11 protein-coding genes are annotated in these 12,616 nt (G+C 55.9%); all 11 read right to left on the bottom strand.

Annotation, left to right across the window (positions count from 1 at the left end; all coding sequences use genetic code 11):
- Positions 1 to 16: 16 nt before the first annotated feature.
- Positions 17 to 631 carry a CDP-alcohol phosphatidyltransferase family protein gene (locus tag HY768_08835; GenBank protein ID MBI4727307.1) on the bottom strand — a complete coding sequence of 205 codons (615 nt, stop codon included), beginning with the start codon at positions 629 to 631 and terminating at the stop codon, positions 17 to 19.
- A gap of 3 nt (positions 632 to 634) precedes the next feature.
- Positions 635 to 1,312, bottom strand: coding sequence for a 16S rRNA (cytidine(1402)-2'-O)-methyltransferase (gene rsmI / locus HY768_08830; protein ID MBI4727306.1), 678 nt, complete (start codon positions 1,310 to 1,312; stop codon positions 635 to 637).
- 51 nt (positions 1,313 to 1,363) lie between these two features.
- Positions 1,364 to 2,335: a hypothetical protein gene (locus HY768_08825; protein ID MBI4727305.1), complete on the bottom strand. Its 972-nt coding sequence runs from the start codon at positions 2,333 to 2,335 to the stop codon at positions 1,364 to 1,366.
- A gap of 218 nt (positions 2,336 to 2,553) precedes the next feature.
- Positions 2,554 to 3,198, bottom strand: a complete 645-nt coding sequence (locus HY768_08820) for a Crp/Fnr family transcriptional regulator (protein ID MBI4727304.1) — start codon at positions 3,196 to 3,198, stop codon at positions 2,554 to 2,556.
- Between the two features lie 576 nt (positions 3,199 to 3,774).
- Positions 3,775 to 5,508, bottom strand: coding sequence for a glycine--tRNA ligase (locus HY768_08815; GenBank protein MBI4727303.1), 1,734 nt, complete (start codon positions 5,506 to 5,508; stop codon positions 3,775 to 3,777).
- Positions 5,509 to 5,886: 378 nt separating this feature from the next.
- Positions 5,887 to 6,723: a FecR domain-containing protein gene (locus tag HY768_08810; protein ID MBI4727302.1), complete on the bottom strand. Its 837-nt coding sequence runs from the start codon at positions 6,721 to 6,723 to the stop codon at positions 5,887 to 5,889.
- A gap of 16 nt (positions 6,724 to 6,739) precedes the next feature.
- The gene (locus HY768_08805) at positions 6,740 to 10,345 is read right to left on the bottom strand and encodes a T9SS type A sorting domain-containing protein (protein ID MBI4727301.1); all 3,606 of its coding nucleotides are present in this window, start codon (positions 10,343 to 10,345) and stop codon (positions 6,740 to 6,742) included.
- Positions 10,346 to 10,456: 111 nt separating this feature from the next.
- Positions 10,457 to 10,882 carry a hypothetical protein gene (locus HY768_08800; protein MBI4727300.1) on the bottom strand — a complete coding sequence of 142 codons (426 nt, stop codon included), beginning with the start codon at positions 10,880 to 10,882 and terminating at the stop codon, positions 10,457 to 10,459.
- A gap of 51 nt (positions 10,883 to 10,933) precedes the next feature.
- Positions 10,934 to 11,146, bottom strand: a complete 213-nt coding sequence (locus HY768_08795) for a hypothetical protein (protein MBI4727299.1) — start codon at positions 11,144 to 11,146, stop codon at positions 10,934 to 10,936.
- Entirely contained in the window at positions 11,147 to 12,271 is a 1,125-nt protein-coding gene (locus tag HY768_08790) for a branched-chain amino acid ABC transporter permease (protein ID MBI4727298.1), read from the bottom strand.
- A gap of 128 nt (positions 12,272 to 12,399) precedes the next feature.
- Positions 12,400 to 12,616: transposase (locus HY768_08785; GenBank protein ID MBI4727297.1), on the bottom strand; the 217-nt coding region annotated here is incomplete at its 5' end.

Here is a 12,616-nt window from a genome sequence, read left to right as displayed (position 1 = left end):
ATTATCTGCTTATTGATTACGAAGGAAGGGTCTGCCCTTTGGTCTTGTTCCTGACATATATTATCCTCTGCAGGGCCGTGATGTTGGTGAATACGGCCAGTATCCATAGGGCCCCGGTGAATATCCAGTGCTTGTCAAATACCCCGGTGAAGAACGTGCCGGTCAGTATCACCGCGATCCGCTCCGGACGCTCCATAATGCCTACCTTGCAATCCTCGCCCAGCCCCTCGGCCCGGGCCCGGGTGTAGCTGACCATCAGCGATCCCACCAGGGCCAGGTCGGTCAAAAGAGCCTGCAGCCACATGGCCTTGGTGGAGTAGAAGTAGGACAACCCGATGAACATAGCCAGCTCGGAGTAGCGGTCCAGCACCGAATCGTAGAACATCCCGAACTTGGTGGCGGTGCCGGAGAGCCTGGCTAAAGAGCCGTCAATGGCGTCGCAGATGGCTGACAGCAGGCCCGCCAGACCGCCCCAGAAAAAGTGATCGGCGGCAAACAGCGCCCCGGCCCCCAAGCCGAAGATAAACCCGGCCGTGGTCAGCCAGTTGGCCTTGACCTTGGCTTTGACGAAGAAATTGATGAACGGGGTAAACAGATTGACAAAACCTTTATTGAGCCAATTGGGAAACATCTTTCACTCTACCTTTCCGGCAATAACGATTACATATTCTCCCCGGGGCTTTTTGGTCCGATACATTTTAGCCAGTTCGGCAATGTCGCCCCGTTCAAATTCCTCGTGCAGTTTGGTAAGCTCCCTTCCCAGGACGGCCTGGCGCGGGGAAAAGACTGCGGCCAGATCGGCCAGGGTCTTGGATATCCGGTGTGGCGATTCGTACATCATCAGGGTGCCGGGCTCTTCCCTTAACTGTTTCAGCAGCCTGGCTCTCTTGCCGGATTTTATGGGCAGGAATCCCAGGAACAGGAACCGGCTGGGGTCCAGCCCCGAGCAGACCAGGGCTGAGATCAGCGCGGTGGCTCCGGGGATGGGTACCACCTGGATCCCGGCCTTGACCGCCTGCGCCACTAAGCTCACCGCCGGATCGCTGATCCCGGGGGTCCCGGCATCAGTAACCAGGGCGATCTGCCGGCCGGCTAAAAGTTTTTCCACCAGTTCCGGCGATCTCCGGTCCTGGTTGTGGGAATAAAAAGAACACAATGGTTTTTTGATGTCGAAATGCTTCAGCAATTGACCGGTATGCCTGGTGTCCTCGGCCGCTATCAGGTCAACTTCCTTGAGTACCCTCAGCGCCCTGAGGGTGATGTCTTCCAGATTGCCGATGGGCGTGGCCACTAGATACAGAATGCCTGGCATATATGGCCCTTTACAACATTTAAAACTTGCCAGTTCGTTGTTAAACGTTTATCAGAGCAGATCCTTGAGCTTGGAATGGCGGCCGAAGCTGGAAGCCTTAAGGGCGAACCGGAAGTCCTTGAGAGCCCCCTGGACCACCCCGTCCAGCCTTTTCCCCAGCACCACCCGGAACGAATCCACGAAATTGTCTATCCACTCGGCAAAGGCCTTGCCCAGCTCCTCGGGGGTGGCCACTATTTTGCCGTTCTCCTTGGCCTCGCCATCGGCGGTATCGAAGCCGTTTAAAAAGGGGTAATGCGCGGTGGCCGATTCCCTGGATGAGGTCAGGGTCTTGCCGACCACGGTGGGCCCGGCAATGGTTTTAAGCTCGCTGACGATTTTGTTGAGCGCGTTCAGGAACAGGGTAACCTGGGCCTGGCTGGCCTGCTCGGCCATGATGGGGATCTTGTCGAAGGCGTCAATCACCACGGCCCCCGGGCCGGTGGCCGCCTGCTTCAGCGCGGCCTTGATCACCTCCAGCCCCAGACTGTCCACCTTCCAGGTAAAATATCCGGAGCAGGGCGCTCCCTCCTTGAAGCGGAGATAGGACATATCAAAGCCCCGCTTGATCTCCAGGAACCCGTCGAATTTGACCCCGATCAGCTTCTCAAATATTTTTTCAGTATCCACCGTGGCCAGGTCCAGGTTCTTGAAGGCCGGCTTGACGCTGAAGGTGGCCATGATCATGTCTACCAGCTCTTCCGGGGTCTCGTAGATGGAGACGGTCCCCACCGTGGAGGACTTGGCCTTATCTATCACCTCGGCCACCGACATCTGCTTCCGCTCGGAGCGGTTGAAATGCCCGGCGTTAACAGGCTCGCCCTTCTTCAAGTACAGGAACTCCACCGCATCGGGATACACTATCTCCAGGTATCCCGAGATCTTGCTGGCCCGTTCTTTTTTGTTGTCGGCCAAAACGTTGTCCAGATGCACAAATTCAAGTTTGGCATTCTGCAGCACCGCGCGGCCCTTGGGAAATCTCATGGTTGGTTAAGAACTTTATTTTTTGATGACAGAATATTTCTATGTTTTTGGCTGAAGACCCTGGATTCCGGATTTCTCGGGAATGGCAAGAACTACGAATCAATCTCGGGCTTTGACGGTAATGGTAAACCCCGGGAGGGCGATAGACCGATTACCCCTACGAATCATTTGCGTAAAATAATCAAAACCTTGTCTTGGTGCCTTAGTGGTAAGTAGAACTACATCTCCTTGAACTTTTCCTTTAGCGTGGCGAACTTCCAGAACTCCTCCAGGTCGGCTACGGAAGTTATCTTTATCCCCTCCGAAGTGAACTCCATCAGGCCCTGCTTCTGCATCTTGTCCAAAATCTCGGCCGCCTTGGCCTTGCCCACCCCCACCTGGCCGGCAAACCCGTCGGGGGTGTAACTGCCTTTGATCAGCACCCCGGCGCCGTCGGCGGTTCCCTTCTCCCGCCCCAGGTTCAAAAGCGAGGCCGCGATGCGGCAGACATCGTCCTTCTGCAGCAGGATCTTCACCTGTTCGTTGGTCTCCCGCAGCCGGCGCACCAGACTGGAGATCAGGTAATCCACCATGGGGTTCTCCTGGATTTGGGACTTGAAAGCCGAACGGTCCAGGATCAAAAGTGAGACTTCGGACAGGGCGGTGGCGGTGGCCGAGCGCGGAGCGTCGTCCACTATGGCCATCTCGCCCAGAAAAGAGCCTTCGGAAAGGGTGGCCAGCACTTTCTTGGCGCCGCCGGCCGTGTTGGATATCTCCACTTTTCCCGACCGGATCAGGTACATTTCCTCTCCCCGTTCGCCCTCGCGGAATAGGACCTCTCCCGCTTTCAATGTTTTTTCAAAAGCGCCTTCGGCTTCCGGCATTTTCTGCCCCCTTTATATAAGGTTTAACGCAGTATGATATCATAAGTTATGAGCTTCTGTCAACACCAATTTATAAAGTTGGTGATCTCAGGTTATTGACATTGCCTGAAAGTAAAAAAGGCTTTAATTTGCCAGATGTTATTAGCAAGTGCTTCAAGGAAACACCATTACTAATCAGAGCATGTACTTGTGGTGAGTTAGTCGAACCATTTAGTAGCCTGGGGCAAAGGCAGTGCCTGCGCGTAGCCGCCTGCTTGCGCGAAGCTTCAACGTAGGCAAGCTTCGGCATAGGCAGGCACGCAGCCCGGCGTGAACGGCCTAAGACTGGGGTACAGTATGTGCTCTTAACCCAGCCCTTATTTATCCGCCGAGTGCCTCCGCTAAAGCTACTGCACTTAAAGAAGCTGGCATGATAGCGCCAGCGGAAGCTTTAGCGTAGGAGGAAGGGCTGGGTTAAGGACGCGCATCAATGCCAATCAAGGCCATTCATGGCTTTTTGTCTACTATTATCTGCTCTCATTAGTAAAAAGGGGAGAGCCAGCTCTCCCTTTTTTGATATTTTTTTAACCGTGTCAATTACGATAATTTTTTACCTATCACACCGGCCAGTTCTTCTATCTTCACCCGCTCCTGCCGCATGGTGTCCCGGTCCCGCAATGTCACCGTTCCGTCCTCCAGCGACTGAAAATCAACTGTGACGCAGAACGGGGTGCCCACCTCGTCCTGGCGGCGGTAGAGCTTGCCTATTCCGGCGGTATCGTCGTAGACCGCCCGGAAATGCCCGGCCAGGCTGTTCTCGATGCCTTTGCCCAGCTCCACGATCCGGGGCTCATTCTTTTTCAAGGGCAGCACTGCAACCTTGATGGGCGCCAGTTTCGGGTGCAGCCTTAAAACCGCTCTGGTATGCTCGTCGCCCAGCTTGCCGGCTATCAGCTTGACCTTTTTCACCAGGTCCAGCTTGTCCGCACCAGGCCGGGAGCAGGCAACGTCAATCTGCAGCAGTTTTCCGGGCAGGTCGTCCTTGGCCGAAAGGAAAGATTTTTCCAGGACTTCAAGCTGCTCGCCGTTGGGGATATCAGCGCTACCCGGCCTCTTGGCTGCCTCGGCTATGCGCTTCTGGATGTTCTTCAGCGCTGCATCTATGGCATCAAGCAGGGGTTTGACTGCGGCCTCATCCGGCCGGGTGAGTTGTTCCTCATCGTAGGCCTCGCACAAAAAGGCCAGGGTGGCCCGGTCGGCCCCGGCCGAAGGTTCTATCACAAAAGGAATGTACTTGGCCCCCTTTTTGCCGGTGGCGGGATCGGAGTAGGACTCGTCAAAATATTCCAGCTTTTCGGTGGAGTGTTCGTTCCGGCTGAGTTTCAGCCGGGTCAGGTCGTTCTCGGAAACATTGTTGCTGTGGGCCGTCAGATCGTAATCCTGGCGGTTGGCCACCCCCTCCAGTTCGCTCCAACCCAAAGAGCCGGGAAACAGGTATTCCAGATCCACGCAGGCCTTGGCGTAGTGGGCCAGTTCCTCTTTGGCCTGGGGGCGTTTCTTTAAGCGCTCGGGGCTGATGCCCAGGCTCAGGTACCAATTATAGCGGGTCTCCACCCATTCCTGGTACAACTGGTCGTCGGTCTTCTCGCCGGGCTGCAGGTATTGGGGGGGCTTGCAGAAATACTCTATCTCCATCTGCTCGAACTCCCGGGTGCGGAAAGTGAAATTGCCGGGAGTGATCTCGTTGCGGAAGGCCTTGCCGATCTGGGCGATGCCGAAGGGCAGCTTGCGCCGCATGGACTGCAGCACGTTCAGGAAATTGGCGAAGATGCCCTGGGCGGTCTCGGGCCGCAGGTAAGCCAGGCCGCTTTCGTCTTGGACGGGCCCGACATGGGTCTGGAACATCCCGTTGAAGTCGCGGGGCTCGGTCAACTCGCCTCCGCATTCGGGACACTTGGGCCTTCCTGCCGAGGTCGCATCGAGCCCTTCGCTCCCGCTCAGGGTAAACTCCGGCGAGATGTGGTCGGCCCGGAAACGCTTGCGGCATTTCTTGCAGTCCACCAGCGGGTCCACAAAGGTCTTCTCGTGGCCGGAATACTGCCAAACCAAACGGTTCATTATGATGGCCGCATCCAAGCCCTCCATGTCCTTGCGGCCGTAGACCACGCTCTGCCACCAGGCCTTTTTGACGTTGTTCTTCAGCTCCACCCCCAGCGGGCCGTAATCCCAGGCGGAGCTTAAGCCCCCGTAGATCTCGGAGGACTGGAAAATGAACCCCCGCCTCTTGCACAGGGAGACTATCTTTTCAAAGGCATTTTCCGGTCTGGCCACGTTAATTCCTCGCAATATTGTTTGTTAAACTTAGAGTTTATCCTTAAATAAGCTTTGGGTCAGCATAAACGAGCGAAAAGGCATGTGGTGAGCCTGTCAAACCATGCCCAGACAAGGAACGCGAGTGAAGCGGATCCTACCGCGATACGGTGAATGAGCGTGACGCAGCATGGCGGTTTTGCAGCCGTTTATGCCCAAATTGTTATTTGAGGATAAGCTCTTAATAGGACACGGATTTTTATCGATAGGTCCAATTTTATCTAAAGTTTGAAAGTTTATTATAACTCTTTATAGTATTTAAAATCAAGGATAAACAGCAAACCCGGCATGTCGCTTAAGACTGCCGGGCCTGCTGAAAAACGGATTGGTTTTTAAGGTTTACTGCGGCCAGCCCGGCGGTCCGGGGATGGTCTTGGCCGGGGTGGGCTTGCTCCCTTCGTTCCCGCCGCCGGCTATGATCAGGGCTACGATCCCGGCCACCACTACGCTGGCCCCCGTCACTACGGCCGCGGTGGAGGCATACCAGGCGGTGGCGGTGGCCGCGCCCAGGCTGCCCAGTTTAATGGCCGCTCCGGCCCACAGGGTAATGAAGGCTATCTTGGCGGCGGTCATGGCCACCGGAGCCTTAGCCGAGTCGCCCCTGGCCACGGTGGTGGTCATCTTCTCGCCCACCATTATCTCCTCCCCGCTGTCGCCCCTGATCCCGACTTCGCCCATAAGCACGTCCAGTCCTGTGGAATCGCCTTCCACATAAATAGCGAACACCGTGCCCCGGATTCCGGCCACCGCGGTGGGCGTCTCCACAATGAACTTGGAATCCAGCGAGCTCAGCTTGCGGACGCAGCCCAGCACTTTGCCGGTCCGCACCTTGAAGGAGTTTACCACGCTGATCGTAGGCTTCTTGCTCTTCTCCATCCGCTCGATCAAAAGCAGGCTCTTATCCTTCATCTTCAGCACGCTGCCGTCCTCCAGCACGATCTCGGCCTCGGACCCGTCCTCGGTGGATATTTTATCGCCGGCTCCCAGTTTCATTTTTACCGCCGCCTTGGCCCAGATAATTCCCTGGGCCTTCTGTACCTCCACCCGGCCTTTAAGGTAATTTATTTTGGCCCAGGCGGGCTTGTATTCGGCCAGGGCCGGAGCGGCCAGCCCCAGCAATTGCAGGATGACGACGGCCAAGCTGATGGTTTTTTTGTATGATTTGTTGATCATCATTTTATCTTCCTTTCGCCTATTGCAGCTTGACTATCTTTTGGGCGGCGCTCCGGCCTGAGGCGCTTAGTCTGACTATGTATACTCCGGCCGACAGGGCTCTTCCCCCGTCATTCCGACCGTCCCAGATCTGGGAGTAGTATCCCGGCGGCAGGTTTTGGCTGAGCAAGGTCCGCACCCTCTGTCCGGTTATGTTATAAACGGCCATGCTGACCAACCCGGCTTGTGGTAATTGATAATTGATCGTTGTTCGTTGAATAAAGGGGTTGGGGCCTATCCGTCCCAGGCCGAAGGTCAAAGGCGTCAGGGTCCGTCCGTCAAACGGTTTTGAGGAATAGACCACCGCCAGTTCCTGGGATCCGGAAAAGCCGATGATCTTTTGGGTCTTCAGGTCAAAGGTCTTTCCTCTTCTCCGGTCCAGCAGGTAGAGGTATCCTTCGTTCCCCAGCTCCCCTGATATTTGAGCGGTCAGTACCACCGGCTGGTCGGCCTGGGCCGTCTCGATCACCAGCGGCCATTCGATGTAGTCTGCCGGCGGACGGAAATCGTACTGATAAGACCGGCATGGCCCCTGGTTCCAGTCCTGGTGCGGGATAAAAGCCTTTACGGTATGGAAGATCAGCGGAGGCTTTTCGGCATCCAGCCGGTCATAGGTCTGGCTGGCCTGGGGGGAAACACCCAGCTTAAGGCCCCGGTCGACTGCGGTGCCGGAAGAAACATCCAGGGCCAGTTGCCAGTCGATCTGACATTGGGGGGCCTGGGCCGGTTTATCCGATTTCTGTCCCCGGAACCGCTCCATCATCAAAGTGCAGGGCCTTAAGGCATACAGGGCATAACCCATCCAGGGACGCATTTGATCTCCGACGTTGTAGGGAATAAGGCTGTCCCAGACCCCGTTGTTTTCAAAGTCCGGGCTATCATCCCGCCAGTTGTATATTTTCTGACGAACCACGTCGTTGACTGTGGAATCCGTGAAATTGAGAGAGTGGCTGGCGGTATCGTTCCATAAAACTGTGATATTGGCCAGGGTGACGGTGGTGTCGAAGGGATCGCCTATCAGGTTCCAGCCGCCGTCTATGGGCTGGTTGAACGTGTTTAACAATACATAGCCATCGGCGTCTATCAGGGCATCATTGGTCGTGGCCAGCCAGTAGCCATATCCGCTGAAGATATAAGGCTGCTCCGCATAATCCGAAGAAGGCTTATATCCAAAGATGCGCCAGGTGGTGTCGGAATAGGCTCCCAGGTCGTCGCCCAATATCCGGCTGATAGTGGAATCAAAGGGAGACACCGGCACTGAGAACATCCGGTAGGCGCCGCCGGCCAGGTTAAAGCTCAACGTATCTACGGGCGGCAGGAAGATGGCGGCGGAATCGCGGGCCAACGTAAATTCCGGGTTAGTGGCAAAATTGCCGGCGTGGTTTATCACTACCGAACCGCCATCGGCAGCGGTCCCCGGGTTGCGGGCAATTATGGCTGGCAGTTGCCACCCGGGGGTGGCAGTGTAATCATAGCGCGCCGCCACCATGGTTGGTTCGTGGGCCGACTCGGTATATTTGGGCGGATTGAAATCCAGGGCTCCGTAGTAAAATGTCAACTGACAGGCGTCGGCCGCCAGACCGGGTCCCCAAAGCGACCAGTATTTTTTCAAGCAGGAAGACCCGTCGCCGACGGAAGGGTGGCTGTTCTCATACACCCCGGCAGTAACAAAAGCAGGGACTGTATTGTTGAATATCCTCACTGTCACCGGGCTTTTGCCGGACCCCACCGTGCCCAATTCGTAATTGATCACCGTATCGGCCGCCGCCGGCACTAGTTTTGACAGATGCCCGCTGACGAAGCCGGCGCCCTGCACCACCATACCCCATTTATCCAGGGTGAGGATATTGGCACCGGTGGAAAGAGCTCCATTAAGAGTCAGAGTGCCCTTGATGGTTCGGTCGGCGTGCAGTTGCAGGGCGGCGGCCGTCTGAACCGTCAGGTTAAGGGGCCCGTTGATAATCGGGAATTCACGGTCGGAGGTGGTGTCGCTGACCGTGCTGTTATAGGTCAAAATTGCATTTGGTTTGTATCGCAGTTGGCCGGACCCTATCTTCCCGGAGATCTGCATGTATCCCGAATATATGTCGAGGCTGTCGGAAGTGGTGATCAGGGCCGGCCGGTTGACGATCAGCGTCCCCAGTCTCTGGATCCCGAATGGAAGCTTCAACCCTGCCGGGTTTCCGCCCATCACCGCCAAGACAGAAAGGCTGTCGCTGACCAGGTTGCCCGAAGTTTGATATATGGGACCAAAAAGTGAAAGCTTCTTGCCGTCGAACCGCAGATTATTGACCAGCAGTTTCAGGGTGTCCATCACTGCCAGGTCCTTGTTAAGATAGGCCTGGTCGCCGTAACTCTCGATGGTCAGCTGGTTGACGGTATCGGGTAGGCCCGGGCCAGTATAGTACGGCCCGGTCGTACTGGAATAGACGTGATAGTTGGCCCCTTGGCTGTAGTTCCGGCTGCCAAAAACCCGGATCACGCCCGTATCCTGCCCGGTGGGATAAATGCCCCAGTAATCGGAATAGGCCAGGGTGGCGCCCGGCATCAGGGCGAAATCGCCCAGACTGCCCATGCCGAAAGTGGTCCCTTCAGGGATTTTCAGGACCGAACCCGGGTTCACCTGGTAGTTTATGTAGCCCGTTAATATCTCGCCGCCGGGATTGTAATACTGGGTATCGGCGCCGCAGAAAACGATGGCGGTGGAGTCCGGGCCGCCGCCGCCGATGCCGGCCACCAGATGGGAATAGTTGCCGTAGAGAAACAATGTGTCTATGCCGGCCTTCAGGGTGTCGGTCAGGTATAGCCAGCCTGGATCATATGTCGCAAAGTCTCCTTTGACATGAAGGTTTCGCGACCCGCCTGACCCCAGGATCACCTTGGAATTACCGCTGATCTTAAAGTTGTTCACCGTCAGGCTGGGCTTGGCGCCGCTGGTAAGATAAATCCCATGCGCCATCCCGGTGGTATCGGAGGTATTAGTAACGGATAAGTTTCTGGCGGTAAAGGAAGCCCCGCCGGGGAGCGTCATATCAACCGTCTGGCCGTAACAGCTCCATTCGATGTTCCCGAAGGCCTGGTCCATCCCGGTGGGCATGGTGCTGGTCACCCCGTTGATATAAAGAGTGGCGAGCGAATCCCAGGTTGCGGCAGGAATTTCTCTGCCGTTAATATAATGGTAATAGTAACTGTTGGGGCCGAAAATCATGGCGGCCCCGGGGTTCAAAACCAGCGAATCCGCCAGGCGTTCATAGGCGCCAGTCACCACGATGTCGCCGCCCGGCCCGTCGTTGACGGTGATGGTGGCGTTCTGGGTGAGCATTCCTTTCACCAGCAGCTGGTCCACGGTTATGGGCATGGCCACCGTTACAATGTGAGTGCTGTCTATGGTTATCAAGCTGTCTGTGGCGGCATTGGGATATGTGCTGTCGCTGTTGTCCCAGGTAAGGCCGTTGTTATCGGAATGCACCCAGGCGCTGGGAGTGTTCCACGAGTAACCAGATAAATCGCTACGCCATATGCGCACCGCCTGGGCCGGCAGGACCAGGGCCAGGGTCAGGGCTATTGCACAGATAATTTTCTTCATATAATTTCCCTTTCAAAACAAATGTTAAAGGCATCTGCCTTTGGTATAATAAAATATTAGCACAACCGAAGCAATAAATCAATGTTTTTTTTAAATTATTTCTTTGACAGTTTAGTCCGTCTCCACTTCGTAGTCCGGTTCCCGGTCGTCGATGTTTTCCCATTGACTGTTTCCGGTCTGTCTTTTCCCGGGGACAGCATCTTCTGCCGCCTGGGCCTGTCTTGACGGTTGTTTCCGGATGCCCAATGCTTCAGTCTGGCGCAGCAGGCCGCCTCCCTGGTCGACGGTCTTGCTCTTCTGGCGCAGCAGGGCCTGGGGGCTTAAGGAAACCCCGCTCTGGGAAAGGCGCTGATCCAAGCCGGTGGCAAAGGTTTCCTTGCCTTCATCCAATATGCCCTTAAGCCGCAGCCTTTCATCGGAAGAAAGTTCGTACCCTTCGTCGGACAAAGCCTCATCCAGATTGGCCTCCAGCCGGGCCCGGAACTGCTGGTCGCTGAAGGCCCTCTCCAATGCTTTTTGCAGAACATTTCCGTCCATCACTGTCGTCCATCCCCTATTATCAGATCCCCGATCCCCATTCCCTGTCACCTAATCCAGCCCGTCCAGTTCCACCGGCTCGTCCTTGGGGTGGCAGGTTCCGCACCAGATCGCGTCCGAGACCGCCAGGCCCTTTAGCTTCCCGGCTTTGTCCCGGAAGGAGTCTATCAGATAGGGCAGGTTCTTGGCGTGCTCCTTGCACACCGAACGCCCGCAGAAACTGCAGACCGCGTTGGCCGGACGTTCGCAATGCCAGCATTCCATTTATTTTATCTCCTTGTATGTTTTTCTTTTGCTGGGAAGCAACCCCTGGGGCCGGAAAATCATCATGGCCACCATGGAGGCCCCGAAGATCAGCATCCTGAAATTCTGCACCGGGCGCAGCCACTCCGGTATCACCACCAGGATCAGGGCACCCAGGATCACGCCGGGGATGGAGGCCATGCCGCCCAGCACCACCATGCACAGGATCATCACCGATTCCCAGAAGGTAAAACTTTCCGGGGAAACGAAGTTCATCTTGGCGGCAAAAACCACTCCCATCATCCCGGCCACCGCCGCGCTGAGGGCAAAGGCCAGCATCTTAAGCCGGGTGGTATCTACCCCGCAGGCCCGAGCCGCGGTCTCGTCTTCGCGCATGGCGATCAATGCCCGGCCCAGCCGGGAGTCGTTCAGCCGGCCGATTAAAAACGAGACCAGGGCGATCATGGCCAGTACGAGGAAATACAGATGGGCCGGGGTTCCCATCTTTAAGCCAAACAGGGAAGGCCGCGGGATGTGCATGATGCCGTTGGGGCCCCCGGTGAATCCGTCCCAGTTGTTGAGCACAATTCTTATTATTTCGCCGAAGCCCAGGGTAACAATAGCCAGGTAGTCGCCCCGCAGCCTTAAGGTGGGCAGGCCCAGGACAAATCCGAAGAGCAGTGCCAGCAGGGAGGCTAGGGGCAGGGCTAAAAAGAAGGAAAGATGATACTGGGTCCCCAGAATGGCGTAGGCGTAGGCCCCTACGGCGTAAAAGGCGATGTATCCCAGCACCAAAAGCCCGGCCAGGCCCACGATGATATTCAAACCCAAAGCCAGCACGATGTAAATGCCGGCGGTGATCATCACGTCCAGATAATAATTGTTGAGGGCGAAAGGAAATATTGCCAAAGCCGTCAGGCCCAAAGCCAGCCAGGCTTTTTGGGGAAACTTGTTCAGAACGGCCCAGCCCGGGGAAAAGTTTACTTGACTTATTTTGGGAGCCAGCGCCTTGCCAAAATGCGTAAATGCCAGAGTGGCCGCCGCCAGGGCAACAGCGGTGATCCATGCGCCCTTGGGTCCCATGAAGGGCCAGCAGAGCAGGCCGATCCATAAAGGCCAGACGAGTATTTTAAGATGTTTGATCATAAAACCGAATTTTCACAGTCTATAAAATAACCGGAACGACACCCCGTATCCATAGCTGAACTTTGTCGGAATATATTTATCGGGTCTTCTCCAATGAGTGTGGGTGATTTTAGGTGATTTTGGGCTACTTACAGGGGAGGAAGCGTGCAGGTCAGTACCTTCAACCGTAAGTATTCCTCGTCTCTCAAACCACACGCCCTGCGCGGAATAACCCTGATCTTGTTGTTCAACCCCTCAACAAACCCCAAGGCGACTTTGTTTGACGGATGGCAGTAAGCGGCAATGCCATCCCAGTGGCGTTCGATCATCCCGGCAAACTTTTCGTAGGGTTCCAATCGCTGCCAT

The sequence above is a fragment of the candidate division TA06 bacterium genome, assembly GCA_016208585.1.
GTDB lineage: Bacteria > Edwardsbacteria > AC1 > AC1 > EtOH8 > UBA5202.
This window is presented reverse-complemented; position numbering and strand designations above follow the sequence as displayed.

Excerpts from the sequence above, each read along its gene's own strand:
- HY768_08820 (MBI4727304.1), bottom strand. The coding sequence starts at position 3,198 with ATGCCGGAAGCCGAAGGCGCTTTTGAAAAAACATTGAAAGCGGGAGAG.
- HY768_08805 (MBI4727301.1), bottom strand. The coding sequence starts at position 10,345 with ATGAAGAAAATTATCTGTGCAATAGCCCTGACCCTGGCCCTGGTCCTG.
- HY768_08790 (MBI4727298.1), bottom strand. The coding sequence starts at position 12,271 with ATGATCAAACATCTTAAAATACTCGTCTGGCCTTTATGGATCGGCCTG.
- HY768_08800 (MBI4727300.1), bottom strand. The coding sequence starts at position 10,882 with ATGGACGGAAATGTTCTGCAAAAAGCATTGGAGAGGGCCTTCAGCGAC.
- HY768_08810 (MBI4727302.1), bottom strand. The coding sequence starts at position 6,723 with ATGATGATCAACAAATCATACAAAAAAACCATCAGCTTGGCCGTCGTC.
- HY768_08835 (MBI4727307.1), bottom strand. The coding sequence starts at position 631 with ATGTTTCCCAATTGGCTCAATAAAGGTTTTGTCAATCTGTTTACCCCG.
- HY768_08825 (MBI4727305.1), bottom strand. The coding sequence starts at position 2,335 with ATGAGATTTCCCAAGGGCCGCGCGGTGCTGCAGAATGCCAAACTTGAA.
- HY768_08795 (MBI4727299.1), bottom strand. The coding sequence starts at position 11,146 with ATGGAATGCTGGCATTGCGAACGTCCGGCCAACGCGGTCTGCAGTTTC.
- rsmI (MBI4727306.1), bottom strand. The coding sequence starts at position 1,312 with ATGCCAGGCATTCTGTATCTAGTGGCCACGCCCATCGGCAATCTGGAA.